General features: G+C 67.7%; 26 protein-coding genes. 6 read left to right on the top strand and 20 right to left on the bottom strand.

Going from position 1 to position 26635, the window contains the following annotated elements; translation table 11 throughout:
- Positions 1 to 137, top strand: a 137-nt coding sequence (locus DWF00_RS02740; RefSeq protein WP_147283717.1) for a transposase, incomplete at its 5' end; no start/stop codon positions are given.
- Here DWF00_RS02740 and DWF00_RS02745 read toward each other — a convergent pair.
- The 4 genes from DWF00_RS02745 to DWF00_RS02760 form a co-directional block, all read right to left on the bottom strand.
- Positions 129 to 968, bottom strand: coding sequence for a protein NO VEIN domain-containing protein (locus DWF00_RS02745; RefSeq protein ID WP_114829891.1), 840 nt, complete (start codon positions 966 to 968; stop codon positions 129 to 131). The two genes, DWF00_RS02740 and DWF00_RS02745, sit on opposite strands and share 9 nt — an antisense overlap.
- Before the next feature lie 42 nt (positions 969 to 1010).
- Positions 1011 to 1436 (bottom strand): type II toxin-antitoxin system VapC family toxin, encoded by a 426-nt coding sequence (locus tag DWF00_RS02750; RefSeq protein WP_114829892.1) that lies wholly within the window; start codon positions 1434 to 1436, stop codon positions 1011 to 1013.
- Positions 1436 to 1678 carry a type II toxin-antitoxin system Phd/YefM family antitoxin gene (locus DWF00_RS02755; RefSeq protein ID WP_114829893.1) on the bottom strand — a complete coding sequence of 81 codons (243 nt, stop codon included), beginning with the start codon at positions 1676 to 1678 and terminating at the stop codon, positions 1436 to 1438. The genes DWF00_RS02750 and DWF00_RS02755 overlap by 1 nt, the downstream gene beginning before the upstream one ends.
- 150 nt (positions 1679 to 1828) lie before the next feature.
- Positions 1829 to 2185, bottom strand: a complete 357-nt coding sequence (locus DWF00_RS02760; protein WP_425453045.1) for a helix-turn-helix transcriptional regulator — start codon at positions 2183 to 2185, stop codon at positions 1829 to 1831.
- A 174-nt stretch (positions 2186 to 2359) separates the two neighbouring features.
- On the opposite strand from DWF00_RS02760, the gene DWF00_RS02765 reads away from it, so the two are divergent.
- From DWF00_RS02765 to DWF00_RS02775, 4 genes are all read left to right on the top strand, one after another.
- Positions 2360 to 2953, top strand: a complete 594-nt coding sequence (locus DWF00_RS02765) for a DUF6088 family protein (protein WP_114829894.1) — start codon at positions 2360 to 2362, stop codon at positions 2951 to 2953.
- A gap of 29 nt (positions 2954 to 2982) precedes the next feature.
- Positions 2983 to 3162: a hypothetical protein gene (locus tag DWF00_RS28965; protein ID WP_147283718.1), complete on the top strand. Its 180-nt coding sequence runs from the start codon at positions 2983 to 2985 to the stop codon at positions 3160 to 3162.
- A 224-nt stretch (positions 3163 to 3386) separates the two neighbouring features.
- Positions 3387 to 3959, top strand: coding sequence for an HdeD family acid-resistance protein (locus DWF00_RS02770; protein ID WP_114829895.1), 573 nt, complete (start codon positions 3387 to 3389; stop codon positions 3957 to 3959).
- Between the two features lie 32 nt (positions 3960 to 3991).
- Positions 3992 to 5479 carry an alpha/beta hydrolase gene (locus DWF00_RS02775; RefSeq protein ID WP_114829896.1) on the top strand — a complete coding sequence of 496 codons (1488 nt, stop codon included), beginning with the start codon at positions 3992 to 3994 and terminating at the stop codon, positions 5477 to 5479.
- 13 nt (positions 5480 to 5492) lie between these two features.
- On the opposite strand, the gene DWF00_RS02780 is transcribed toward DWF00_RS02775, so the two are convergent.
- The 8 genes from DWF00_RS02780 to DWF00_RS02815 all read right to left on the bottom strand — a co-directional run bounded on the left by DWF00_RS02780 (position 5493) and on the right by DWF00_RS02815 (position 12936).
- Complete coding sequence (locus tag DWF00_RS02780; protein ID WP_114829897.1) at positions 5493 to 7298, bottom strand: SLC13 family permease; 1806 nt, start codon at positions 7296 to 7298, stop codon at positions 5493 to 5495.
- 128 nt (positions 7299 to 7426) lie between these two features.
- Positions 7427 to 9058, bottom strand: a complete 1632-nt coding sequence (locus DWF00_RS02785) for a complex I subunit 5 family protein (RefSeq protein ID WP_114829898.1) — start codon at positions 9056 to 9058, stop codon at positions 7427 to 7429.
- The gene (locus tag DWF00_RS02790; protein ID WP_114829899.1) at positions 9055 to 10590 is read right to left on the bottom strand and encodes a complex I subunit 5 family protein; all 1536 of its coding nucleotides are present in this window, start codon (positions 10588 to 10590) and stop codon (positions 9055 to 9057) included. The genes DWF00_RS02785 and DWF00_RS02790 overlap by 4 nt, the downstream gene beginning before the upstream one ends.
- Complete coding sequence (locus DWF00_RS02795) at positions 10587 to 10934, bottom strand: NADH-quinone oxidoreductase subunit K (protein ID WP_114829900.1); 348 nt, start codon at positions 10932 to 10934, stop codon at positions 10587 to 10589. The genes DWF00_RS02790 and DWF00_RS02795 overlap by 4 nt, the downstream gene beginning before the upstream one ends.
- Complete coding sequence (locus tag DWF00_RS02800; protein WP_114829901.1) at positions 10931 to 11863, bottom strand: MnhB domain-containing protein; 933 nt, start codon at positions 11861 to 11863, stop codon at positions 10931 to 10933. Before DWF00_RS02800 ends, DWF00_RS02795 begins: the two co-directional genes overlap by 4 nt.
- Positions 11860 to 12150, bottom strand: coding sequence for a cation:proton antiporter (locus tag DWF00_RS02805; protein WP_114829902.1), 291 nt, complete (start codon positions 12148 to 12150; stop codon positions 11860 to 11862). Before DWF00_RS02805 ends, DWF00_RS02800 begins: the two co-directional genes overlap by 4 nt.
- The gene (locus DWF00_RS02810; RefSeq protein ID WP_114829903.1) at positions 12150 to 12440 is read right to left on the bottom strand and encodes a monovalent cation/H+ antiporter complex subunit F; all 291 of its coding nucleotides are present in this window, start codon (positions 12438 to 12440) and stop codon (positions 12150 to 12152) included. The genes DWF00_RS02805 and DWF00_RS02810 overlap by 1 nt, the downstream gene beginning before the upstream one ends.
- Positions 12433 to 12936 (bottom strand): Na+/H+ antiporter subunit E, encoded by a 504-nt coding sequence (locus tag DWF00_RS02815; RefSeq protein ID WP_181832699.1) that lies wholly within the window; start codon positions 12934 to 12936, stop codon positions 12433 to 12435. The genes DWF00_RS02810 and DWF00_RS02815 overlap by 8 nt, the downstream gene beginning before the upstream one ends.
- 300 nt (positions 12937 to 13236) lie before the next feature.
- Between DWF00_RS02815 and DWF00_RS02820 the strand changes: the two genes are divergently transcribed.
- A complete protein-coding gene (locus DWF00_RS02820) occupies positions 13237 to 14982 on the top strand; it encodes a metallophosphoesterase family protein (RefSeq protein ID WP_114829905.1) in 1746 nt (581 codons plus the stop codon).
- On the opposite strand, the gene DWF00_RS02825 is transcribed toward DWF00_RS02820, so the two are convergent.
- The 8 genes from DWF00_RS02825 to DWF00_RS02860 form a co-directional block, all read right to left on the bottom strand.
- Positions 14972 to 16015: an AI-2E family transporter gene (locus tag DWF00_RS02825; protein ID WP_114829906.1), complete on the bottom strand. Its 1044-nt coding sequence runs from the start codon at positions 16013 to 16015 to the stop codon at positions 14972 to 14974. The genes DWF00_RS02820 and DWF00_RS02825 overlap by 11 nt on opposite strands.
- A gap of 70 nt (positions 16016 to 16085) precedes the next feature.
- Positions 16086 to 17156 (bottom strand): patatin-like phospholipase family protein, encoded by a 1071-nt coding sequence (locus DWF00_RS02830; protein WP_114829907.1) that lies wholly within the window; start codon positions 17154 to 17156, stop codon positions 16086 to 16088.
- A gap of 36 nt (positions 17157 to 17192) precedes the next feature.
- A complete protein-coding gene (locus DWF00_RS02835) occupies positions 17193 to 18929 on the bottom strand; it encodes a hypothetical protein (RefSeq protein ID WP_114829908.1) in 1737 nt (578 codons plus the stop codon).
- Complete coding sequence (locus DWF00_RS02840) at positions 18926 to 19444, bottom strand: DUF1269 domain-containing protein (protein WP_114829909.1); 519 nt, start codon at positions 19442 to 19444, stop codon at positions 18926 to 18928. Before DWF00_RS02840 ends, DWF00_RS02835 begins: the two co-directional genes overlap by 4 nt.
- A complete protein-coding gene (locus DWF00_RS02845) occupies positions 19441 to 20994 on the bottom strand; it encodes a leucyl aminopeptidase (RefSeq protein WP_114829910.1) in 1554 nt (517 codons plus the stop codon). The genes DWF00_RS02840 and DWF00_RS02845 overlap by 4 nt, the downstream gene beginning before the upstream one ends.
- A gap of 114 nt (positions 20995 to 21108) precedes the next feature.
- Positions 21109 to 22281, bottom strand: a complete 1173-nt coding sequence (locus tag DWF00_RS02850) for an efflux RND transporter periplasmic adaptor subunit (protein WP_245973726.1) — start codon at positions 22279 to 22281, stop codon at positions 21109 to 21111.
- Complete coding sequence (locus DWF00_RS02855) at positions 22278 to 25367, bottom strand: efflux RND transporter permease subunit (protein ID WP_114829912.1); 3090 nt, start codon at positions 25365 to 25367, stop codon at positions 22278 to 22280. The genes DWF00_RS02850 and DWF00_RS02855 overlap by 4 nt, the downstream gene beginning before the upstream one ends.
- Positions 25364 to 26470: an efflux RND transporter periplasmic adaptor subunit gene (locus DWF00_RS02860; protein WP_210207898.1), complete on the bottom strand. Its 1107-nt coding sequence runs from the start codon at positions 26468 to 26470 to the stop codon at positions 25364 to 25366. Before DWF00_RS02860 ends, DWF00_RS02855 begins: the two co-directional genes overlap by 4 nt.
- Between the last annotated feature and the right edge of the window lie 165 nt (positions 26471 to 26635).

Below are 26635 nucleotides of genomic sequence, written 5' to 3' on the forward strand. Positions count from 1 at the left end.
ACGCCCAGCGCCACCTCGTCGAATGCTGCTTCAGCAAGCTCAAACAGTTCCGAAGGGTCGCAACCCGCTTCGAGAAGACCGCAAGGAACTACCTCGCCGTGATCACCCTCGCAGCAATCATCCTGTGGCTACGATAAGTGTCCACGCAACCTAGTGGCCATCAGCGACACATGGGCCTCCAACGGCGGCCGCAGTTCGAACGCCTGCGGCTCTCGTGCGAAATTCCACAACCGCACCAGTCGCCAATCGTCACGACGCTCCTCGGCAACGGCCAGTTCATTGCGCGTGATGTGAAACGGTGTGAGCTCCCAGCCATTGGTCGTTTTCACCTCGATCAGCCGATCGCTGCCGTCGGTTTCGAAGCTCAAGATGTCATAGCCGGCACCATCACCATCGACGTGCGACACCCAGCGGATGCGCTCGGCAAGATCGGTCCGACCGACAGCGAGCAGGCTGGCACGCTCGTGGGCAAGGACGCGCTCTTCGCCTGCGCGGCCCAATGCTCGATTGCGGGCATCACGCTCGGCGACATCGTATTTGCGGGCGATGGCGGTCATCTGCTGGAGCTCGTCAGGCGGCGGCGCATTGCTGTGCGTCGGCGGCGGGCCGATCCACAGCATGGCTTCTTCCCGAAGCACTGCTGGCGACGGCCCCATTGCCATTCGCGCGGTGGGGGCGAGCCAATCCGGATGGCGATCGAGCCATCGCACCACCGCATCGACGAGCGAGGCCTGGAAATTAAAGGCGGGCTTGTAGCCGGGAATCCAGTCCTCACCGAGACCTTTGAGCACAGCACTGATGTTCTGATGCTTATATTCGATCGACCCGCGCGGGCGGCCGATCACTGCCTGCAGGAAGCGGTTGTGCTTGGCCTTGCTGTAGGGCCGCCCGACGATGTCGTTCGCGAGCATCACGAAATAGTCCGCCACGATTGCGTCGTTCTGCTCGTCGGGCCAGTCACCGGCCATGGCGGCTCCCGAGCGGGCCGGCCAAGCTGGAGAAGGCCCGGATCACGCCAGCAACTGCGCTGGCACGCCAAGCGCTGGCCCGGCATCGGCGAGCCGCTGATCGAGCGTATGCACCGTGGCGCCATGCTCCGAGGCGATGGCGAGGTGCAATGCATCCCCAGCACGAAGCCCAAGTGCATGCTGATCGGCAAACCTGGCCGCCGCCCGGAACTGCCCGCCTGTCACGCCTAGCATCGTGAAGCTCTCGGCGACGAGCTTGTTGAACGTGGCGAGCGCCGCCGCTCGCTGCTCTAGGCTGATCTGTCCGGTCCGCAGTTTGATCGCCATGGCCGAGGACATCTCGGTGACGGTCCAGTCGCTGATCAGGAGCTGCGCCGGGTCTTGCTCCGCCAGCCAGGCCTGAACGCGCGGCGTCATCGCTTCGTTGGAGAGCGCCGCGACGATCAGCGACGTGTCGAGATAGAGCATCAGTAGCGATCGCCATCCCGCATCGAGCGCACGAGATCGGCGGCGCTCTGGGACTGTGGCGGCATCGCCTCCGTCAGCGATTGTAGCAATGCGGCATCGATCGGCTTGCGCGGCCTCGCCACGGCGGTGAGCCGCGCGACCGGTTTGCCGCGGCGAGTGATGTCGATCGAATCGCCCGCTTCGACCCGGTCGACCAACTCGCTCAGATGGGCTTTGGCGTCCGCCAGATTGATCGCATCCATGTCATGCTCCTGACCATATAGATAGTCATATAGCGTGTTTGCCTTAAGAATTCTAGCGGGGCCTCGCTCATGATAGGAGAGATCAGCAGCTACTCGCCGTCGGAAAGCCATCGCGCCGTTCGGCGCGATGGCTCCGCCAATGCGCTGGGCTCAGCGCTCCCTCACCGGGCGCGTCTTGCGCAGGCGGACGTCAGGCGATGGCGCTTTCCTGATGCGGCCGGCATCACTGTCCGCACGACGCTGTCTCAGCCAAGCCTCCACCTCGCCGAGGTCCCACACCACGCTTCGTGGCGTGAGATAGAAGCGGCGCGGGAATTCGCCTCTGACCTCCATGTCGTAAATCGTCGAATCCGCCAGAGGAACGATCATGCGCAGCTCATGTCGGCGGGCCGTCCGGGTCAGCCCGGTCAGCACGGTGGGTGGGCCGGCATGTTCGGGCAGTTCGGTAGGTTTGCCGTCCTCGTATGGCGCCATCAAGATAGGAAGGCGATTGGGAGTTCTGGTCATGGTCATCTCCATCTTGGATTGAGATGACAGGACAGGCGTGCCGAACGTTGAGCGTCCAGCTTTGGTCGGAAACACGACTGGATGGCGGGACGGGTCGAACTTAATCGCCGACGTGGCGCTTTGGCGATTGAGAAGTGTCAGAAAACTGCATAGATTTCTGACGGCGAGGACGTGATGCAGGGACTGGCAGAACGGATCATGGCACATGCGGGCGGCTTGCCCGAAGGTGCCGCCGTGTCCGCAAAGGGGCTGCTCCATCTCGGCAATCGCGCGGCGATTGATCAGGCATTGTCGCGCCTTGCCGAACGGGGCCGGCTGATCCGGGCAGGGCGCGGTGTGTATGTTTGTCCGGTCACAGGTCGGTTCGGCACAAGGGCCCCGTCGGTCGAGCAGGCGGTCCAGGCGTTTGCCAGACTGCGGGGCGAGGTCGTCGTTCCGAGTGGAGCTGCTGCGGCTAACAGCCTTCGCCTCACAACCCAGGTGCCTGTTCGATTGGTCTATCTGACCTCGGGTCGTTCCCGGAGCATGAGTTTTGGCAAGCAGGTCGTCGAGCTTCGAAAAGCGCCGAAATGGCAACTGGTTCTCGAGGATCGGCCGGCTGGCAGCGCGATCCGAGCGCTGGGCTGGCTGGGGTCGGAGAATGCGGACGCCGCTTTGAAGATATTGAAGCGCAGGCTTTCGTCGACCGACTTCAGCGAACTCGTAGCGGCCGTACCGCAGTTGCCAACCTGGCTCGCTCAGGCCGTTGGGAAGGCCGCATATAGCTGAAATCTTTTGGGCTCTGATGCCGGCTTAAAATGTCCGATGCTGTCGATAGATGGCGAAGGGTGCGTTTCCTGGAAACGCCGAAATTTGCCAATGAAATCAACAGCGAGCTTTTCGAGACGGTACGGGTGACGGTAGTCTTCGGGCGCGAAATTTTTTACACCAGCAATTTCAATGTGCTAACTGTAGAGCGAACAATCGAGTGGGAGTGAGGGGGGCGAGACGGCGGCACTAGCGTCGGTAAACCAGACCGGCGCCTCACCCGGAATCGAGAAAACGGGATGCCCTGACTAACTTTGGGATTCCCTGCTCATCCGCCTCCTCATCAGGACCGGCATAACTAAGCGTGTCTACGGTCGCCGGTCGTTCTCAGGCGTCTCCGGCCTGGCAGCCGGCACGTGCGGCCTGGACGCGGAGCTCGGGGGATACAGGACCCATGGCCAAGACCTTGTCCCAATCAACTGGAGACCTGCCCGGTCACGGCCTTGTCCGGGCGCTGTCGGGCAAGATGATCGCGCTGGGGATCATCCTGATCATTTGCGGGGGCGTCGCGATCGCGAGCCCTGCCATCTCGACCATGGCCGTCACCTTGTTCCTCGGACTGGTCCTGGCGGTGGGCGGCATCGTGAAGATCGTCCAGTCCTTCCTGATGAAGGAATGGGGCGGCTTCGTCTGGCAATTGCTGGTCGGAATGATCGAATTGCTCGGTGGCCTGCTCGTCTACTTCAACCCGATGAAGGGTGCGGTCGCCATCGCCATCGTCATCGCGCTCGTGCTGATGGCGGAGGGGCTCGCCCAGCTCGGGCTCGCCTTCAGGATGCGCGCGCGGCGCGGCGTGGTCTGGATGTTCCTGTCCGGCATCGTCTCGATCGTGGTCGGCGCGGCGCTGGCGCTGCGGCTGCCCTATGACGGGGTCTATGCGCCCGGCACGCTCGTCGGCATCTCGCTCGTCTTCGCCGGCTGGGCCTATATCGCGATCGTGCTGGCCGCCCGCAGGGCCGCCGCCTGAGGGCGAAGACGAGATTCCCGAAGGGCGACAGGATGCGTGGTTTCATCGGCAAGACGCTGAGGCGAGGCGCTGCGGTTCTCGTGATCGTCGCGCTCTCCCTGTTCGGATTGCGCATCTACGACACCCAGCGCGGTGCGCCGCTCGAGCCCTGGCATACCTTCGTCCCGCAGGAGCTCTCGCTCGCCGAGCTCGATCGCGGCAGTTGGGCCGACTACCTGAAGGCGGAGGATGCCGCGTTTGCCAGCGTCCGGGCCGAGGTCACGCAGAAGCTGGCGCCGGACGAGCGCATCCCGGTCAATCGCTATTTCGATGGCAGCGCGATCTATCCCGGCCATTTCAAGCAGGACTGGAACCGGTCCTACGTCATGGAGCCGCAGGGCAAGCCGGTCGGCGTTGCGGTCTTCCTGCACGGGTTGACGGATTCGCCCTACAGCCTGCGCCATGTCGCCCGGCAATATCGCGATCGCGGCTTCCTCGCCATCGCGATCCGCCTGCCCGGCCATGGCACGGTCCCGGCCGGCCTCAGCGAGGTCGAATGGGAGGATTGGCTTGCGGCGACGCGCCTGGCCGTGCGAGAGGCGAGGCGGCGTGTCGCTCCCGACGTGCCGCTGCATCTGGTCGGCTTCTCGAATGGCGGGGCGCTCGCACTGATGTATGCGCTCGACGCGATCGAGAACCCTGAGCTGGCGCGGCCGGACCGCATCGTGCTGATCTCACCGATGGTCGGCATTACCGCCTTTGCGCGCTTCGCCGGGCTTGCGGCGCTGCCCGCGTTCCTGCCGCGCTTTGCCAAGGCGGCCTGGCTGAGCGTCCTGCCGGAGTTCAACCCGTTCAAGTACAATTCGTTTCCGGTCAATGGCGCGCGGCAGTCGCATCTGCTGACCAATGCCTTGCAGCAGAAGATTTTGCAGCTGGCGCGTGCTGACCGGTTGAAGGACCTGGCGCCGCTCATCACCTTCCAGTCGGTGATGGATTTCACCGTGAGCACGCGGGCCATCATCACCTCGCTCTATGCGCATCTTCCCGCCAATGGCAGTGAGCTCGTGCTGTTCGACCTGAATCGCTCGACCAAGTTCGGGCCGCTGCTCAGCTCGGCCTCCGACACGCTGCTGACCCGCATCCTGCCGGCGCCACCGCGCAATTTCCGGGTTGCGGTCATCACCAATGCCAGCGCTGATTCCAGCGCCATGGTCGAACGGGTGACGGAGGCTGGCGCGAGCGCGGAGACGGTGCGCGATCTCGGCCTGTCCTATCCGTTCGACGTGTTCTCGCTCTCCCACGTCGCCCTGCCGTTTCCGACCAGCGATGCGCTCTATGGCCTCAACCCCGATCCGGGCGAGGACTTTGGCATCAAGCTCGGCGCCGTCGCGGCGCGGGGCGAGCGCGGCACCCTCATCGTGAACCTGGATTCGCTGCTGCGCATGTCGTCGAACCCGTTCTTTCCCTATCTGATCGACAGGGTCGACGAGCCGTTGCGCGGTATGGCGCCGGCATCGACGGCGGTGCCGACCAGCAAGTAGCGTCGGACTTCGCTCAGAACCGCCAGATCAGCGGCACGTAGAACACCGACATGATGAAGAACCAGATCATCAGCGGCGTGCCGAGTTTCCAGTAGCTGCTGAAGCTGTAGCCGCCCGGGCCCATCACCATCAGGTTGGTGGCGGTGGCGATCGGGGTCAGGAAGGAGGCTGCGCCAGCAACGCATAGGCTCATCATGATCGGCCGCGGCGAGACGCCCATGCTGGTCGCCGCCGCCATGGCGATCGGGATCACCAGCATGGTCGTCGCCGTGTTGCTCATGATCTGGCCGAGGCTCGCGGTCAGCACGAAGAGCCCGGCGAGAAAGACGAGCGGACCGGCGCCACCCGTGAGCGCGACGAGGTGGTCGGCGACGAGCTGGGCCGCGCCCGATTGCACCATGGCGGTCGAGAGCGGCATCATCGCGCCGACGAGGATCACGGTCGTCCAGTTGATGGCGCGATAGGACTGCTCGACCGAGACGATACCCGCGACGATCAGCGCGCAGGCTGCCGTCAGCCCCGCGACCGCCGGCGGCACGATGCCGGTGGCGAGCATCAGCACGAGGCCGGCAAGCGCCGCGACTGCGATACCGGCGCCGGTGCCCATCGGCACGGCCTGCCGCCTGACGAGATCGGGCGAGTTGACCACTAGCACGTCGGGATCGTCGAGTCGGAGGTCGAGTGCCTTCCAGCTGCCCTCCAGCAGGATCGTGTCGCCGGCCTGGAGCACATCGCTCGGTTCGAGGTCGGCGCCCGCACGCTGCACCGCGAGCACGACGAGGTCGCCGCTATCGGTGACCATGCCCGGGAACATCTGGCGGCCGATCAGGGCTGAGCGCGGCGGGATGACGACTTCGGCAAGGCCGGAATGACGGCTGAACAGGCTCTGCCCTTCGTCGGCGGCATCGTCGCGCAGGGCGAGGTGCTTCTCCGCCGCGAACTTTGCCGCCGCTTCGGCATCACCCTTCACCAGCAGGTAGTCGCCCTCGGAGACTGCTGGCGCACGCAGTGGCGTTGCGGAGGCCCCGGCCTGCACCGCCATCAGCTCGAGGCCCGGATACCCGGCCAAATCCACATCCGCCGGCGCCATGCCGACATAGGGGGAGCTGGCGCGGATGCGCAGCCGGAAGACGCCGTCGACCAGTCCGTAATGCTCGACCAGCGTCTGGGCGTGGCGACTGAAATCGGCGGGCAGCCGCGCGCTGCTCTGCTCCGGTAGCAGGCGCCTGCCGAGCAGCAGGATGATCGCCATCGTGCCCAGCAGGAGCGGCAGCCCGACCAGCGCGAACTCGGCGAAGCCGAAGCCCGGCAGGCCGGCATCCTCCAGCGCCTCCGAGACCAGGATGTTCTTCGGCGCGCCGGTGAGCAGCATGTTCGCTCCGGCATGGGCGGAGAAGGCAAGCGGCATCAGCAGTTGCGAGGGCGACTGGCGCAGGCGGATCGCCGCCATGACCACGACCGGCATCAGCGCCGCCACCGCCCCGCCGCCGCTGATCAGGGCGGTCAGGCAGCCGGCGGCCGTCATGATGATGATCAGCAGGCGCGTGCGGTTGTTCTCGCCGGCCTTGGCGATGAGGATCTGGCCGGCCCAGGCGGTCACGCCGGTCTTTTCGAGCGCCGCGCTGACGATGAACAGGCTGGCGATGAAGAGCACGGCGCGATCGCCGAAGCCTGCCAACGCCTGTTCCAGCGTGACCACGCCGGCCGCCCAGAGCGACAGGGCGGCGGCGAAGGCGACGACGATCACCGGCAGCCTGTTCCACGCGAACAGGGCGATCGTGACGGCGATGATGATCGCGGTGCTTTCAATCGGGCTCACGTGTCGCGTCGTCCCGTGTTGAGGAAGCTTGTATTTCGTCCGGAGCGGCGGCCGGCCCTGACGCCGCTCGTTTCAGCCCCTGCATCGGCGTGTCGTCCGGAGACCGGGATGCTGCATCGTGACATGGATCAGGCTCCAAGCATCAGCGCGCCTGCGAGCAGGGCTGCAATTGTCACGAGTGACAGCCCTGCTGCCGGCCATCGACGCAAGGCGGCGTCGGCCTGCTGGATGCCGAGGATCAGGCGGCCGAGGGCCGGACTCCCAACCTCTGCGAGCACGACGATATCACCTTCCGGAATGGCTCCCCGCAATTTCGGAAGCCGGCTGACGGCGATCATCGCGAGCCCACCCAATGCCATCGGCCAGAGCAGCTTCCAGAGCGCCTCGGCCTGGAACAGGCTCTGCACGGTCTCGCCGGCAATGGCGGGGTAGAGCGACCAGGGGATGACCAGCGAAGCTGCCGCGACTGCGAGCCAGGGCAAGACCTGTCCGGGCGGGGCCGAGGCTTCGGGATTCTGCCTGGCATCACGGGCGACCGTCGCGAGGAAATGCAGCATCAGGAGCGTGCTGCCGACTCCGGCAAGGGTCATGGCGTAGCCGAGTGCGCCATAGCCGAGCATCGGCTTGGTCGCGAGCTTGGCCAGCGCGCCGCTGGTCAGCGGCATGCCGCCGAGGCTGAGCGCGAGGATGGCCGTCAGCAACAGGACGGGGCGCAGGCGCGCACCGCCGGTTGCGGCCAGGATGCCGACGGCCAGGAAGAGTGCGCCCTTCACCAGCGTGTGGTGCACCGCGTAATAGGCGACAAGCGTCGTCGCGCCCGTGTCGGCGTTTTCGAGGCCGGTGCCGATCAGCACGGCGAGCAGGCCCATCTGGCTGACCGTGGAATAGGCGAGGACGGTCTTGGCCCGCGTCTGGGTCACGCCAATGGCGACGCCATAATAGGCCGTGACGATTCCGACCGCGATCAGCACGGTTCCCCAGACCGGCACTCCGGTCTCGAAGGGCAGGAAGCGGATCAAGCCGATCACGCCGGCCTTGACCACCACGCCGCTGAGCACGGCCGAGGCCGGCATCGGGGCGGCCGGGTGGGCCAGCGGCAACCAGATATGCAGCGGCACGAGCCCCATCTTCAGCCCGAAGCCGAGGATGAGGAGGGCCATGATACTGTCGCGCATCGGCGACGCGGGCAAGGTCGCGACGACGTCGCGGATCAGCGGGTTGGCGTCGGGATGGCTGGCCGCGAGCATGACGAAGGCCAGCAGCAGGCAGGCTTCGCTGAGCAGGGCGAGGACGACATAGACGACGCCCGCCCTGTGTGCGCTCGCCGTTTGTTCGTGGACGATGAGCCCGTAGGCGGCCAGGCTGACCAGCGTGTAGACGAGGTAGAAGCTCGCGACGTCGCCGACGATGAAGACGCCGAGGCTCCCAGCCAGGGTCAGCAGCCACCAGACCGCGAAGCGCACCGTCGCCGGCTTCCGGCCCATATAGGGCGAGGCGAAGGCGCCGGCAGCGCTCCACAGAAGAGCCGCGCCGCCGAGCAGGATGGCGCCGGGCCGATCAAGCACCAGCGACATCCGGAACGGAGCCGGAAAGAACACGAAGGTGCCGTCCGGGACTAAGAACGCAGCCAGCAGCGCCGGGAGCGGCGCGGCGGCGAGCAGGAACGGTGCGCGCGCGCGGATGCCGCGGGACAGGCAGCAAGCCGCCATGGCGAGCGGCACGAGCACCGCGGCGGCCAGCAGCAGGCCGGAGGCGGTCATGGCGCGATCACCGTCAGACTGTCGGGCCTGCCCAGTTGCAGGAATCCGAACGGCTGGAGCGGCACGAGGCCGAGCAGGACGGCCGCCAGTGCCAGGACCAGCGCCGCGAGTTCGAGCCGGCGCGGAATCGGCTTGCGCGGGGCGAGCGGGATCGCCGGCGTCGCCAGGGCGCGGTCGACGACACGGAAGACATAGCCACCTGCGAGCAGCCCGCCGGCCAGGATGGTGGCGGCGAGCCAGGGGTGGCCGCCAATGACGGCAGCTGTCAGCAGTAGGCATTTCGCGACGAAGCCGCCGCTCGGCGGAATCCCCATCAGCGACAATCCGGCAAGGCCGAAAGCCGCTGCGCTGATCGGGAGCGCCCGGCCGAAGCCGCCGAGATCGGAGATGCGGTCATGGCCGAAGGCCTCGGCGATGACGCCTGCCGCCAGGAACATGGCGGCCTTGGCGAGCGCGTGCGAGACGAGCTGGAGCGCCCCGCCGGTCCAGGCGATCGTGCCCCAGGGCGGCAACGTCTCGCTGCCGGCGGCGAGCGGGAAGACGATGAAGAGATAGCCGATCTGCGCCACCGTGGAGTAGGCGATCATCAGCTTCAGCCGCGCCTGCTTCAGCGCCATGACGCTGCAGAACAGGATCGAGGCGGCGCCGAGAATGGCGAGGACCTGCCCGGCATAGGCCGCGGCCTGCGGCGGGGCGACATCGAGGATGAGCCGCAGGATCAGGAAGAACGGCGCCTTGATGACCAGCGCCGAGAGGACCGCGCTCGCGGCGGCCGGGGCGCCGGCATGGGCGGGCGGCAGCCAGAGATGCAGCGGGAACAGGGCGGCCTTGGCGAGAAGGCCGGCGATCATCAGCGCCAGCGCCACCGAGAAGCCCGGTCCCTCCGCGCTTGCCTCCGAGAGCAGCCCGATGTCGAGCGTGCCGAAGCTGCCATAGAGCAGGGCGGTGCCGAGCAGGTAGAGCAGCGAGCCGAGCAGTGCGAACATCAGGTAGCGCAGCGCCGCGGCCACGGTTTCGGCGCGGCCGTCGAGGCAGACGAGCGGCACCGCAGCGAAGGTCAGCAGTTCCAGGGCGACGTAGAGGTTGAACAGGTCCTCGCCGACGAAGATCGCGTTCAGCGCGCTCCAGACCGCCATCAGCAGGATCCAGAACGTCGTCGGCGCCCGGCCGTGGCGCGTCGTGGGTTCGAGCCCATGCTGCGCATGGGCGAAGAAGCCGATGGCCGCGACGACCAGGGCCGTCATCGCCAGCATCGCCACCGAGAGCCCGTCGGCCCGCAATGCGAGCCCCAGCGGGGGCTGCCAGCCGCCCACGACATAGGTGAGTGCGGCGCCGGTCCGCAGCAGTTCGACCACGATGGCGATGGCGACGCCCAGGCCGGTGGCGAGGGTCGTCAGTGCGATGCGCGCGGTCTGGCGCGGGCCGAGGGCCAGCATCGCGAGCACGGCGACCACCGGCAGCATGACCGCGAGGACAAGCAGGAAGCCGCCCGGCGTCGCGACATGGGCGGGCGCAGCCGCGAGCGGGGTCATGGCTCGCTCCGCGGCAGATGCTCCGGCTGCGCTTCCAGCGTCTCGCGCCCGGTCAGGTCGAACAGGCGTTGCAGCAGCGCGACGGCGAGGGCCGTGGCCGAGAAGGCGACGACGATGCCGGTGATCACCATCGCCTGCGGCACCGGATCGCCCTCGAAGCCGGCGCCGGCCCCGCGCCGGGCAACCGCGCCGAAGACGAGGAAGATGCCCGCGCCAAGGAGGTTGAAACCGACGATCCGGCGCAAGAGGCCGGGATGGGTGATCACCACGAACAGGCCGATGCCGACGAGGGCCGCCCCGCACAGCCCAAACAGCGTCGCCGGGCCGAGCCATGCGGCAGTCATCGACCGGGCGCCGTCTGCGCGGGGCCGGCAACGAGCAGGCCCAATGTCGCGGCGATCGACAGGGTCAGGGCTGCCTCGATGCCGACGATCAGCGGCTTGGCGATGCTCTCCGGATAGGCGAGGAAGCCGCCGGCCATCGCGAAGCCGAGAAAGCCGATCGCCAGGAACAGCGTCGGCCCGCCGATCAGGACGAGCCGCACTGATCTGCGCCGCGTCTCGGGGGCAGGACGCAACCTGGCCAGCATGACGAGCAGCCACATCGCCGCAAGCACGGTGCCTCCCTGGAAGGTCCCGCCCGGGGCATCGGCTCCGACCCAGAACATGTACACCGCGATCAGGACGCCGAAGGGCGGCAGCGTCTGCGCGAGATAGGCGAGCGGCTCGGGCACGACGTCCGGGCGCAGGCTCGGGGCCCCGCCCCAGAGATGGTCGGGGGCGAGCGACCACACACCGATCAGCGCCAGGATGAGGACGACCTTTTCCAGCAGGGTGTCGAGCGCGCGATAGGCGAGCAGGACCGCCGTCACCGGATTGCCGAGGCCGGTGCTGGGCAGAGCCGTCGCCGCGGCTGGCGCGAGCGTCGGAGCCGGGGAGGGGAAGGCGAGGACGGCGAGCGCGAGGCCGGCCGCGACCATCGCGCAGGCGATGGCTGCCAGCGTCTTGCCGCCGTGGCTCACTGAGGCGCCGCTGGCCTTGCCCGGGCGCAAATGCGCCTCGGCCCGGAGTAGCAGCACGCCGGTGACGCCGCCGCCGATCGCGGCCTCGGTCAACGCGACGTCGAGCGACGCGAGCCGCGTCCAGCCGAGCCCGAGCAGCAGGCCGAAGCCGATGAAGGCGACGATGGCGTTCCGGTCGTCGCGGACGCGGGCGATGTGCAGCGCCAAGGCCAGCAGCCACGCGACCAGAGCAAGGTCGAGCAGCAGGGTCACGGGCCGGACTTGCGGCGATACACGGCGCCGGCGATGAGCTGGCTCGCGGTCGCGGCCGAGAGTTGCGCCAGCAGCCAGACGCAGACCAGTTTCAGGCCGGCCGTCACGCTGTCGCATTGGGGCAGGAGGCCAATGACGATCAGGCCGAGCCCGAGATTGTCGGCCTTGCTGAGCGCGTGCAGGCGGCTCAGCGTATCGGGAAAGCGCAGCAGGCCGAGCGTGCCGGCGAGAAACAGGATCGCGCCGGCCGTGACGAAGAGCAGCGTGAAGGCGTCGGCCGGTGCCATCACGCGCCATCCTCCCTGCGTTCGGCCCCTTCGACGCTGGGGCTCGCCTGGCCGAGTGCGAAGGCTGCGCAGGAGAAGGCGGCGAACAGCATAAGCAGCAGGGCGACGTCGGTCATCGCGCCCGTCCCGGAGGCTGCTCCGAGAAGCAGGAGTGCGGCGGCCCCTCCGGTGCCGAGCAATTGCACGGCCATCATGCGCTCGACCGCGAATTCGGCGCGCAGCACCCGGAACAAACCGAGCGCCGTAACGGCCAGGATGAAGAGTGCTGCGCCGGTCAGGATGTCAGCCATGGCCGGCTCCGTCCCGCAGCATGCCGCAGAAGGCCGCCTCGTCCGCTGCGGTCTGCTCTTTGATGGGCTCGCGCTGGTCGAGGCAGTGAATGTGGAGCGTGCCGTCCGGATCGACCGCGACCGGCAGCTTGCCGGGCTGGAGGCTCATCAGCGCGCACATGGCGCGGCGGGCCGTCCCGGCTGGGAGGCTCGTCCGGCAGGCGACCAGCCCTGGCTGGAGCATTGGGTGAGGCGCGAACGCACGGCGCGCCACGTCCACGCCGGCGACGATTGACTGGGGCAGGAAACGCAGCACGAAGCGCAGGAGGCCGAGAGCGTCGATCCCGCCATGGGCAGGCCAAAGCAGCCCGCTTGCCCAGGTCGCGGCGGCTGCGGCGGCCAAGCCAATGAGCAGGTTGATCGGCGTCGTGCCGATCAGGACGACCCAGAGGATCAGGAAGCCCACACCCCTGGCGAGGAGCGATGAGAGCGGTCGTGGGCCGATCGCTGGCGTCATGGGCATCCACCGTTGATGAGATCGGCGAGTAATCGTCTTAATTGCCTGATAATAAAGTAGCATTCGCCCCTTGGGCGGTCATCGACCACCTGTCCCACTTCTGTGCCTGGCGTCCCAATCTGGCCCTGGCCGCGTTGCGCCGGCCGCGAGCGCGTGCAAGGCCGTGGCATCGGCGGTATGTCCTTGGACATGGCCGGCCGGTTCGGCCGTCCGGGCGTCGCGGCGGGGGCGAAGCATGACAGTTCGGCGCCAGTTTCGGCCGATCAGCACCGTCAGCGTCGCGCTCAGTGAGCCGCGGCCATGATCATCGAACCGCGCGCCGGCGACGCCGAGGACGATGCCAGCAGCACCAAGAAGCGCTCCCTGCTCGCCATCGCCGGAAGCCTGCTCGGAGAGATCAACCTGCCCAAGCTCGCGCTGGCTTGGATAATCCTCGCCGGCCTGCCCGGCCTGTTGCTCGGGCTCGCGCCATTGGTCGTCACGGCCTGGTTCGCGTCAGTCTCGGACAGGATCACCGCGCTCGCGAGCATCGGGCCATTGCTGATCCTCGCGCTGGTCGCGGCCTTGGGCTGGTATGGTGTCCGCCCGCTGTTTCGAGCCGCTGAGCGTAGCTTCTGGTCGCTGAATTCGCTGATGGTCCAGCCGGGCTATGCCCTGTGCCGGGAGGGTCTGCGACACCTGGCTGAACGCTTTCTGGCGTCGGAGGCCAGCGAGGACAAGCGCGCCCGGTTGCGGGCCGCGACGGCGTTCGGCGCCGGACTCGGCGCCTGCGCTGCCGCCGCCGGGCTGGCCGCGCTCGTCTGGCCATCGACGCGCTGGTCCGGCGAGTTCGCGGACCTCGCCCAGCCCTTGCGACTGGTCGTTCCCGCGCTCGCCAATACCGTCGTGCTGATGGCAGGCTATTTCGCGATCGCCTCGCTCGCCTGGGGCGTGGCCGATGCGAGCATGGACCAGCCGCGCGATCTGGCGGCCTTCGACGAGGTGCCGCCCTCAGCCGCCAGATGGCGCGTCGCCCATCTCTCCGACATCCATGTCGTCGGCGAGCGCTACGGCTTCAGGATCGAGAGCGGCCGGGCCGGTCCGCGCGGCAACGAGCGGCTCGCCCAGGTCCTCGAAACGCTCGGCCAGATCCATGCGAAAGACCCGCTCGATCTCGTCCTGATCACCGGCGACATGACCGATGCCGGTCGTTCGGCCGAATGGGCCGAGTTCCTCGACGCGTTGGCGCGCCATCCCGCGCTGTCCGAACGGACCTTCATCCTGCCCGGCAATCATGACGTGAACATCGTCGACCGCGCCAATCCGGCCCGGCTGGAACTGCCGACGAGCCCGGGCAAGCGGCTGCGGCAGATGCGGACGCTCTCCACAATGGCTGCGGTTCAGGGCGAGCGTGTCCGTGTTCTCGACCAAAGCAGGACACAGCTCGGCGGCACGCTATCGGAGGCGCTGGAGCCGTATCGCCGGACCATCGCGAGCTTCGCTGATGCCGGGACGCTGCGCCTGTCGGCAGGGCTGGCCAATATCTGGGCCGATGTCTTCCCGATGGTGCTGCCACCGGCCGATGAAGACGGGCTCGGAGTGGTGCTGCTCAACTCGAATGCCGAAACGCATTTTTCCTTCACCAATGCGCTCGGGCTGGTGGCGGAGGAGGACATGCAGGCGATGCTCGCGATCCTCAGGCAGTTTCCGAAGGCGCGCTGGATCATCGCCCTGCATCATCATCCGGTCGAGTACCCCAGGAGGGCGAAGGCCTTCTCGGAGCGGATCGGTACGGCGCTGATCAATGGCAGCCGCTTCGTGCGCCAGCTCAAGCCATTGGGCCATCGCCTGGTCGCGATGCACGGGCATCGCCATATCGACTGGATCGGCCGCTGCGGCCCGCTGAAGATCGTCTCGGCCCCGTCTCCCGTCATGGAAGCGACGGATGACCAGCCAACGAGCTTCTACATCCATACGCTGGCTGCGGCGCCGGATGGCGGATTGGCGCTCCTCGCACCGCAGCGGATCGATATCGCGCCGGAGCCGGCTGCGGACCTTACGTCTTGAGAGGCTCAGGGTCCTTCTCCGGTGAGCCAAAAAGTTCCGCCAGCCACAGGCTCGACGGATGCTGGGCGCAGAAGGTCAGGAAGGCGATGGTGATCGGCACGCCGATGAAGGCGCCGAAGACGCCCCAGAGATAGCTCCAGAAGAACACCGAGAACAGCACAGTCGCGGGCGAGATCGAGAGTGCGCTGCCGGCGACGCGCGGCTCGATATAGCTGCCGACGATGAACTGGATCAGATTGAGGCAGGCGAAGACGGCGACCACGGCCTGCCACGAGCCGAACTGCGTCATCGCGAACACGGTCGGGAACACCGTCGCGACCAGCGGTCCGATGAAGGGGATGTAGTTCAGCGAGAAGGCGATGAAGCCCCATTCCGCCGCGAGCGGCAGGCCGACCAGCGTGGCGAAGCCCCAGACCAGAAGGCCAGTGATGACGCTCATCAGCGTCCGGACCAGCATGTAGCGCCGGATCTTGCCGGCGGTGGCCGAACTTCCCCGGAACAGGACCTCGCCGGTCTCGCGATTGCGCATCGCGCGCACCTTGCGCCCGAAATCATCGACCTCGAGCAGCCCGAGGATGACGTAGACCAGCACCACCAGCCAGAAGCTCATGGTGCTGTTGAGCCGGCCGGTCAGGGTCTGCGCCGTGCGCAGGACCCAGCCCATGTTGAAGTTCTCGGACCAGACGCCGGCCACCGCGATGCCGTGCCCCTCCAGCCAGGTGGTGATCTGGTCGTAGAAGAGCTGGAAGCGCGCCGCGTCGCTGACGATCCAGCGGCCGACCCGCCCGAAGGCCCAGACGATCAGCGAGCCGAACCCGGCGAAGGCCACGACCATGATCACGACGCTGATGGCGAGCGCGAGCAGCTTGGGCAGCACGCTTTGCAGCCCCTTCTGCAACGGCCAGACCAGCGCGATGATGAAGAGCGCGAAGGCGACGGGCGCAAACACCGAGCTCGCCACCGAGAGGGCGGCGACTGCCAGGATGGTCGCGATCAGGATCTGCGCGCCGTGTTGGATCTTGCCGGTTGTCATCTGAATCCCTGGTCAGGCAGGTCGAGCGAAGTCCGGGTGGACACGCAGCGTGGCGCGCCGTCTCGCGGGGTCATACCCCCTCGGTCAACTCGTCGAGGTCCAGCGTCGACCGCTTGCCGAGATCGTCCTTGTGCTCGCGGTAGAACGCTTCGGCCGAGTGCCGCCCTTCGTCGTGGAGCATGGTCAGGAACTCCCACTCCGCGTTGAGCTTGGAAGAATAGCCGAGATCGGCCATCGCCGCGCTGGTGACGCGGTGGATGCGCATCTTCGCCCAGCGTTCGCATTCACCGCTCTTGGGATTGGCCTGCTGTTGCAGCATCGCCATCATCCGCAGTTCCTTCAGCAGCACGGCGTTGAACGAGACCTCGTTGAGGCGGTTGAGGATGTCGCGCGCGGTGCGCGGCGTGCCCGGGCGCTCGACCGGGTTGATCTGCACCAGGATGGTATCGAGCGCGTGGCTGTCCCGGATCAGCGGCGTCATGGTCGGGTTGCCGGAATAGCCGCCGTCCCAGTAGCCGTCGCCGTCGATCTCGACCGCCTGGAACAGTGTCGGCAGGCAGGCGGAGGCCAGCAGGGCGTCCGGCGTGATCTCGGCGTTGCGGAAGACGCGGCCGCGGCCGGTGCGCACATTGGTCGCGGTGACGAAGAGCTGGATCGGCCCAGTGGCCAGCGAACCGAAATCGATGACCTCGGACAGAATGTCCGTCAGCGGATTGCTCCCGCCCGGGTTCAGGCTGTAGGGCGAGACGAGCCGGGACATCATGTCCATGGTGACGAAGAGCGGCGAGTTGTCGAGCGTCCAGCGGCCGAGCAGGACATCGAGCGGGCTGCGCTGGAACGGGCTGAACCGGGCGGCGTCGGAGACCTTGCGCCAGAACAGCTCGAGCGCCTGGCGCGCTCCCTCGCGTCCGCCCTTGGCATAGCCGGAAGCCAGCACGGCGGCGTTCATGGCGCCGGCCGACGTGCCGGAGATCGCGTTGATCTCGAGCCAGTCCTCTTCGAGGATCCGGTCGAGCACGCCCCAGGTGAAGGCGCCGTGCGCGCCGCCGCCCTGAAGCGCGAGGTCGATGGTCAGGAGCTCGCGTTTGCCGGTGCCGTGGCGGTCTCTCTCCGCGCTGGCAACTGAGGGAGCGCTGGTCATGTCGTTCTCATCCTGGTTGCAAGGCGAGCGGCCGGGTCACGGCGACTTCACCAATCCCGAAAAGCCGGCCACCGCCAGCAGGCTCAGAGCCCAGCCGACGATCGACTGGAAGTAGAAATAGTTGATGGCGATGCGACCGCCCGGCTTGGATGGGTTGGGCCGCCAGAAGGTCCTTTGTCCCATGTCCAGCACCGGCAACAGCGTATCGAGCGAGTACATCCAGGGGCTGAAGGCCGGGTAGCTCGATGCCTCCCAGCGCCGGCGGAAGCAGTCGAGCTGGGTCTGGCCCGGCTCGGCCAGCCCGTTCGTCTGCTGGGTAGCGAAGAGCGAGCGGTGCTCGGATCTGTCGATGCCGCACAGGGTCCATTCGGGCGCTCGCAGGACCACGGCGCTGTTCGGCATCACGGCGCCCCGATGTTCGGCATAGCCGAAGATGACAACGCCCAGGAACCAGAAGAGGATCAGCCAGACGAAGGCCAGCAGAGGCTGACGGCCATAGGCAAGCGTGACTCCGAGCACGCCGTCGGCGGCCGTCAGAAGTCCGCGCAGCAGGGGATTGCCGGCCCGTGCTCGCCGTGCCTTGCGCTGCAGGCGTTCCTTGACGACGAGCACGGCGCGAGCGTCCTCGCCATGGCCCATTTCGCGAAAGACGACTGCGAGCTGTTCATAAGGCTGGGGCCAGAAATCCTCGCCGCAGCGTTCGGGCATCTGACGCGCCAGCCAGTCGAGTCGGCTGTCGGCATCGACCGGACCGTCGATGAAGGCGCCGTAGCGGCAACGGTTGAGCAGCAGATCGCCGGTTTTCGGCCATGATGAGGCCTCGTCATGGATCGTGCCGACGGAGGCGCCGGTCAGCGTCAGCATGCCATTGATCTTGGCCTCGCGGCGCAGGAAGAACGCGCCCTCGACCACCGCGCGGCTCATGTCCAGTGCGGCCTCGCCGGGATTGTCGAGAACCGCGCCCGAGCAGTCCATGTCGGCGCCGATCCGGGACGCCGTCAGGCGGGTCTCGCCCTCGATGCGGGCGCTGCGCAGCAAGACGCTGCCGCGAGCCTCGAGCTCGCTCGCCTCGATGGCCACGCCGTCGGCGCGGGTGACGACGGCGCCGGCGCAGTCGAAATCGGCTGCGAGCTGCGCGCCCGACAGGTTGATGCCGCCGCGAAGATTCGAGCCGCGCAGCAGCACGTTGCGTACCTCCAGGCTGGGGGCGAGCAGGGCGTAGCCGCCGGGGGCACGGATGCTCGCGCCGTCGCATTCGAGATTGCCGCCGAGGCGGGACTGGACGAGGTTGACCTCGCCATTGATCTCGGCGCCGCGCAGATAGACGCCGCCGCGCGCCTCCAGCCGCTCGGCCTGGAGGCCCGGCAGCAGCGAGCCGTCGAGGAACAGGCGGTTGATGATCGCGGCCCGTAGGATGGGCGCCGCTTCGAAATGGCAGTCGTTCAGGCCGATGTCGCGGAAGATGCGGCAGGCCTCGAGGTCGAGCACTTCCGTGATCCAGGCGCCGCTGATCCTGATGCCTTTCTCATGCGGCCGGCAGCCTTCCTCGCCGCCGAGCAGGAGGAAGCGCAGGAAGCGCGCCCGGACGAGCCGCGCCGGGTCGGGTTCGACCGGGCGCGAGCCGTCTCCGAGCCGGTCGAAGCTCCCGCTCAGAAGCTTGGCGACGACGTCCTCTTCCGCTGGCAGGAGTGGCCGGAAGTCGTCGAGGTGCGCGGTTGCGGTGGCCCACTGGGCTCGCTCCGCTTCCGCCCCGACGCCCCAGTCCGTCATCATGTGGCCGCTGGAGCTGCCGCCTCGCTGGTCGCGTGAGCCGCCAGCGCCTCGCGCAGAGCCGCTTCCTTGGTCTCGTCGAAGGAGGTGCTGATGAGCGTGCCGCCGACGCCCTTGAGGTCGGCGAGGACCTTGTCGGTCGTCATCTTGCGGATCAGCAGGAAGAGGCCGGCGGTGTTGGGCTGGAGGGCGCCGGCGGCATCCTTCATGAACTTGTCGTTGATGCCGACATCGCTGAGCTTGCCGCCGAGCGCGCCCGAGGCGGCGCCCAGCGCCGTCCCGACCAGAGGTGCCAGGAAGATGAAGCCGATCAGCGTGCCCCAGAGGGCGCCCGAGGCCGCGCCCGCCGCGGTGAGGTTCATCATCTGGTTGAGCTTCACGTTGCCCTTGTCGTCCTTGACGACGACGACGGCGTCGCCGAGCTCGATCAGATACTCGCGCTGGAGGGAAAGAACCTTCTGACGGACCTCTTCTGCTTTCTGCTCGGTCGGGAAGGCGATGAAAACCAGATCGCTCATGAGTTTAGTTCCATTGTTGGGGGTTGGGAGAGTGGGCGGCTGAGCGCCGGCGCCGATTCCGCGGCGCGGCTGATGAGGAACTCGGCGAGCAGCGGCACGGGGCGACCGGTCGAGGCCTTGGCGGCTCCCGAGATCGAGGCAGTGCCGGCAATGTCGAGATGGGCCCAAGGATAGGCCGTGGCGAAGCGGGCCAGAAAGCAGGCCGCGGTGATCGCGCCGGCGGCGCGCCCGCCGAGATTGCTGGTATCGGCAAAGCTGCTGCCGAGCTGGCCGACATAGTCGTCCCAGATCGGAAGCTGCCAGACACGGTCCCCGGACACGCTCCCGCACCTCAGCAACTCGGCGGCGAGGGCGTCGTCATTGGCGAACAGGCCGCTCGCATGCGAGCCGAGGGCCACGACGCAGGCCTCGGTCAGGGTCGCGACATCGATCACGCAGGCCGGTGCGAAGCGCTCGGCATAGGTCAGGACATCGCATAGCAGCAGCCTGCCCTCGGCCTCGTGGGTGCGGATCTCGATGGTCTGGCCCGACATCGATGTCACCACGTCGCCCGGGCGGCTGGCGCTTCCGACCGGCATGCTCTCGGCCGCGGCGATCAGGCCGACGACGTTGATGGGCACCGCCAGGCGCGCGATGGTACGCATCACGCCCAGGACGCTGCCGGCTCCGCTCATGTTGAACTTCATCTCGTCGGGGTCGGCGCCCGGCGTCAGTGGGGTGCCGCCGATATCGAAGGTGATGCCCTTGCCGACGAGGACGACCGGCCTGCTGCCGATCCCGCCGCCGTTGGACTTCAGCACGATGAGCTTGCAGGGGTTGGCGGAGCTCCGGCCGACCACCAGGAAGGCCCCCATGCCGAGCGCCTCGAGATCCTGGCGCTCCAGAATCTCGACCTCGAAGCCGAATTCCTCGCCCATCTCCCGCGCGGTCTCGGCCAGGTAGGCGGGCGTACAGATGTTGCCCGGCAGGTTTCCGAGGTCTTTCGCCAGCGCGACGCCCTCCGCGATCGCGACGCCCCGCCGCAAGGCGCCGACGAGTTCGGAGGTCAGGGTCTGCGGGACGAGCAGCATGATGCTGCGCCTTGCGCGGGCTCGCGCCTTTGAGCCGCAGGGCTGCGTCTCCGGCAGGACGAACGCATAGCCGCCATCGGTCAGGACTTGCGCGGCCTGCTGGACACGCCAGTTCAGCGAGCGTCCGGGTACTTCGCTCTCCGCGAGGGTCACGACGGCTTCGGAGGCCACGCTCCCGGCGATGACCTTGGCGGTGGCTGCGAGAGCCCGACAATAGGCCCGGTCGGAGAAGAGCGCTCGCTTGCCGAGGCTGACCAACAGGATGCGGGCCGCGACGGAGCCGGGCAGATGATGGATCAGCAGGGTCGTGCCGGGAGCTTCGTCCAGTTCGCCGCGCTTCAGGATCACGGACAGACGGCCCGCCGCCCGCCGGTCGAGTCGACGCGCCGACCTGGTCAGGGGGCCGCCGCTGAACACGCCGACGACGAGGAGTTCCGTCCTGAGCTTTTCCGCGTCGCCGACTGCGGGGATGATCTCCATAAAATCTCTCCACGGGGGCATCATGGCATCGCTTGGCTGGAGAAATGGCGTGATCCTGCCAGGACTTGTTCTGGTCGCTCTTGTCCGCTTCGGGCGGAGTGGTGCCATCTCCGATTACGAGGGGGACATGGCCGGGTGTCCCGGTTGCGGCAGCGCGGCAGCATTGCGGTCAACCTCCGGCGCTGGCGGGAGCTGCCGCACGCGCTGACCGAGATGCAGGGCCTGGATGCCGCCCGAGACGATGATCTCGCCGGGCTCCAGTCCTTGCGAGACGATGACCTGGCCGGGATCGAAGCGCAGCACATCGACATTGCGCAGCGAGACGGTCGATTTCGCTGGATCGACCACCCAGACGGCGGGCGAGAGGCCCTGCTGAGCCAGGGCGCTGGCAGGGATCGAGACGACCGAGTCGGAGGTCAGCTCCAGCGTCCCGACCACGGTCGACCCGAGCCGCATGGCTTCCGGAGGGTCCTGCAGGCCGACCCTGACCTGGAAGGTCCGGGTGACGGGGTCCGCCTGCGGCGCGACCTCGCGGACCCGGCCGAGCGCGGTGACAGTGGGGGCGTCGGCGAGTGCGACCCGGATGGTGCTGTCTCCGGCCTGCGTCTCCAGCAGCCGCGCGGGCACGTTGAAGACCGCGTCGCGGCCGTCTTCGCGCGCCAGCTGGACCACGATTTGCCCGGGCTGCACGACTTCGCCGGGCTCGACATTGCGGGTGGTCACGACGCCAGCGACACCGGCGCGCAAGTCGGTGAAGCCGAGCCGATCCTGTGCCAGCTCGACCTGCGCCTCGGCATTCTCGAGCTGGGCCTGCGCCACCTCCTGCGCCTTGAGCGCCTGGTCGAAGCGGGGCCGGGTGGTGAAGCCCTGCGCCATCAGCCCTTCCTGGCGCGCGAAGGTGCCGCGCGCGGTGTCGACCTCGCCGCGGGCCGCTTCGAGCGCGGCCCTGGCGGCGGTCAGCGCGTTCTGCTCGAGCGTCGGGGCGAGGCGGGCGATCACCTGCCCCGTCTTGACGCTGTCCCCGACATTGACCGACCGCTCCGTGACGCGCCCGCCGATGCGGAAGGCGAGCCCGACATTCTTCTCGGCCTGGATCTCGCCGCTCAGCTGGACGTCGTTGGCGAGCTTGCCGGCCTCGACCGTCACGACGCGAACTGGCCGTCCCTCAGTCGTGGCGGCTTGCTCGTTCTGGCAGGCGGCCAGGGCCAGGACCAGCGCCGTGGCGGCCACGCTGCGAACGAGGCCCATGCAGGCCGGCCGGAACCGCGTCTCTGAAAGGTGCGTCATCGTGCAGAAACTCCCATGGCGGCTTTGGCCGGGGCTCCCGCCGTCTTCGGTGCAGACGAGCCGCGACCGAAGACGGTAACGTAGAGAACAGGCAGCAGGACGAGGGTGAGGACTGTCGCGACGAGGAGGCCGCCCATGATGGCGAGGGCCATAGGTCCCCAGAACACGGTCGGCGCGATCGGGATCATGCCGAGCACCGTCGAGACCGCCGTCAGCATGATCGGCCGGAAGCGCGTGCCGGCGGCATCGAGCGCCGCCTCGACGACGCCCTTGCCGGTGGCCCGCTCGGCCTCGATCTGACCGACCAGGATCACCGCGTTCTTGGTGATGATGCCGATCAGGGCGAGGATGCCGAGCAGCGCGACGAAGCCGAGCGGCTTGCCGGAGAGGAGCAGCGCTCCGACCACGCCGATCAGGCCGAGCGGCGCAATGCTGAGCACGATGGCGAGCAGCCTGAAGCTGCGCAACTCCGCCATCAGCACGGTGAACATGATCAGGAGCATCACCGGCACGACCGCGATGACCGAAGCCTGCGACTTGGCGCTTTCCTCGACGGTTCCGCCCACAGCGATGCCATAGGCCGGCGGCAGCGTTTTCCTCAATTCGTCGATGGCGGGCTGCAGCGCGGTGACGACGGTCTCCGGCAATGTTCCGGGCTTGACGTCGGCGGCGACGGTCAGGTTCGGCACTCGGTCGCGCCGCCAGATCAGCGGTGCGTCGAGCCCGTAGCTGAAGGTGACGAACTGCGACAGCGGCACCGAGCGGCCGCCGGGCAGGGCGACCTGCATCGTCCGCAGCGTCTCCAGCGAGACGCGGTCGGCATCCTGGGCGCGCACGACGACGTCGACGAGGTAGATGTCGTCGCGCACCTGCGTCACGACCGTGCCGGAGACGACCGCGTTCAGGGTCGTCGCCAGCGCCTGCGAGCTCAGGCCGAGGCGGCGCGCCTCGTCCTGGTCGACGCGCAGGCGCAGTTCGCGTGACGGCTCGATCCAGTCGAAATTGACCTGCTCGGCCTTGGGATTCGCCGCGACGACCTGGGCGAGCTTCATCGCGATCGACCGGACTTCGGCGATATCAGGCCCGGTGACGCGATATTGCACCGGCCAGCCGACGGGCGGCCCGAGTTCGAGCGGGTAGACACGTGCGACGACGTTCGGAAACTGGTTGGCCAGAAGCGCTTCCAGCTTGGTCTTCAGCCGCTCGCGCGCCGCAACGTCCTTGGCGACGATCACCGCTTGGCTGAAGAAGTCGTTGGGCAGCTGCGCATTCAACGGCAGGTAGAAGCGAATGGCGCCGCGGCCGACATAGGTGCTCCAGCGCTCGACATCGGGATTGCCTTTCAGCGCCGCGTCGAAGCGGGTCGCGAGCTGCTCGCTGGCGTAGATCGAGGCGTTTTGCGGCAGCGTGAGGTCGACGAGCAGTTCGGGCCGGTCGGAGGCCGGGAAGAACTGCCGCGGCACCAGCGGTAGCGCCAGCACGGAGGCCGCGAACAGTGCCAGCGTTACCGCGATCGTGATCCAGCGTAGCCTGATCGCACGCGAGAGCAGGTTCCTGAAGGTCCGTTCGACCCGCCCGGGTCCGGAGCCGGCCGATGCCGCATCCGGGGCCTTCAGCATTGCGACGCCGAGCACGGGCGCGAAGATCACGGCCACGAACCAGGATACGACCAGGGCGATGCTGACGACGGCGAAGAGCGTAAACGTGTACTCCCCGGCGCCGCTCGCCGCGAAGCCGATCGGGACGAAGCCGGCTATGGTCACCAAGGTCCCGGCCGCCATCGCCATGGCGTATTTCTGGAAGGCGTAGGTCGCCGCCTTGGTCTTTTCCTCGCCGGCCGCCAGGCGCGTCACCATCGCGTCGGTCGTGGTCATGGCGTCGTCGACCAGCAGCGCGAGCGCGATGATCAGGGCGCCGAGCGAGATGCGCTGCATGTCGATGCCGCTGACCAGCATCCCGGCGAAGACGATGGCGAGCGTCAGCGGAATCGACAGGGCGACGACGAGTCCAGGGCGCACGCCCAGGCTGATGAAGCTCACGACCAGGATGATCCCGACCGATTGCCAGAGCGAGGTCATGAAGTCGGCGATGGCGTGGTCCACCGTCACGGCCTGGTCGGCGACGAGCCAGGGCTCGATGCCGAGCGGCAGGTTGGCGGTGATCCCCGCCATGACCTCGGTGATGTTCCGGCCGAGCGCCAGGATGTCGCCGCCGTCGCGCATCGCGATGCCCAGCCCGATCGCGTCCTGGCCGTTGACCCGGAACATCGGTTGCGGCGGGTCGGCCTGGCCGCGGCGCACCGTGGCAATGTCGGCGAGGCGGACCATGCGGTCGCCGACCGGGAAGTTGACGCTGAGAAGGTCCGCCTCGGATTGGAAGGCGCCGGAGACGCGCAGCGAGAGCTTCTCGTCCTGCGTCTGGATGATGCCGGCGGGCCGCACGACGTTCTGGCTCTGCAGGGCGCCGAGCAGCGCATTGCGGTCGATGCCGAGATTGGCGAGCTCCCTGACCGAGAACTCGACGAAGATGCGTTCGTCCTGCGCGCCGATGATCTCGATCTTCGAAACGTCGGGTACGAGCAGCAGGCGCGAACGGGCCGCCTCGACATGGTCCCGCAGCTCGCGGCTGGTGAAGCCGTCGGCGGTAAAGCCATAGATGATTCCAAAGGTGTCGCCGAACCGGTCGTTGAAGAACGGGCCGAGCGTGCCCGCCGGCAAGGTATGCCGCATGTCGGCGACGAGATTGCGGACCCTGTACCAGGTGTCCTGCACGTTGCGCGCTGGGATCGACTCCTTCAGGTTGACGAAAATCGTAGTCACGCCGGGCGTCGTGTAGCTGCGGACGGTGTCCAGGCCGGGCGTCTCCTCGAGCTGGCGTTCGAGCCGCTCGGTGACCTGTGTCAGCGTGTCCTCCATGGTCGCCCCCGGCCAGGCCGCGGAGACCACCATCGACTTGATGACGAAGGACGGGTCTTCGTTGCGGCCGAGCCGGACGAAGGCGAGCACGCCGGCTGCCACCGCGATGATCATCAGGTAGATCACGACCGAGCGGGTCTTGAGCGCCCATTCCGAGAGGTTGAAGCTCATCGCGGCTCCGTCCCGGCCAGCCGGACGTGCTGGCCTTCCTTCAGAAGGCTGGCGCCGGCGGTGACGACAATGTCGCCAAGTGCGAGGCCCTTCTGGATGAGGGCCTCGGCAGGGTCGGCGCTGAGCACGTCGAGCTTCCGCATTGAGACGGTGAGGCTCTTGGGATCGACGATCCAGACGCCTGTGTCCTGCCCGCGCCGTGTCAGGGCCGTCGCCGGGATGGCGGTCCCGGAGGATTCGCTGCCTCGGATCGCGCCCGAGACCGCCGTGCCGAGGCGGAACGATTGCGGCGGCTCGGACAGGCCAACCCTGACCCGGAACGTCCGCGTCACCGGGTCGGCCTGCGGCGCGACCTCGCGCACACGACCGTTGACCGTCACGCTCGGATCGCTGGAGAGCGCGACATGCACGCGTGCGTCGGGCGGCAGCGTGCGGACCGCATCGGCCGGCACTTCGAAGACGGCATCGCGCCCCTCGCGCCTGGCGAGTTGCACGATCATGCGGCCGGCCGCGACGACTTCGCCCGGCTCGGCGCCGACGCGGGTGACCAGACCCGGCGCGTCGGCCTTCAAAGTCGTGAAGCCGACCACGTCTTCCGCTGACCGCACGCGCGCCTGCGCTGCGTCGACCTGCGCCTGCGCCGCGGTGCGCCCCTGCTCGGCGGCCTCGAAATCCGCCCGCGTCGTCACATTGCGCTCAAGCAGGTGGCTCTGGCGCTGCAACTGGTTCTCCGCTGTCCGCAACAGGCCTTGGGCGCTGACGAGAGCGGCCCGTGCCGAGCGCAACTCGTTGAGTTCGTTTTCCGGATCGAGGCGGGCGACGACGTCGCCCTCGCGCACGCTCGTGCCGACGCCGACCGTCCGCTCCGCCAGCCGTCCACTGACGCGGAAGGCCAGCGAAGCCTGGTCCTGCGCTTCGATATGCCCGGTGAAGCTGACATCGGCCGCTTCCCGCGGAGGCTCGACCGTGATGGTGCGCACCATCCGGACAGGTGGCGGAGCCATGGCGTCGTCTCGGTTGCAGGCTGCGACAGAGACGACGATGGCCGCGAGCGCCACGGCATTCCGGTATTGCGCGAAACTGGCCGTGCGAGGCGCGCTCATGCCTGCGTCCCCGTGGGTCGGGCCGACGTCGATTGCGGACTTGTTGCGCCGGTCAGCCCGCTGCCGCGACATGGTTTCTCCCGCAAGCCTTCCGGATTCATCATGCTTTTCCTCAGGCAACCGTAAGGCGGAGGCCGTGGAATCTCGGACGCAAAGCGAGATCCG

It is taken from the genome of Allobosea caraganae, assembly GCF_003351345.1.
GTDB classification, from domain to species: Bacteria; Pseudomonadota; Alphaproteobacteria; order Rhizobiales; family Beijerinckiaceae; genus Allobosea; species Allobosea caraganae.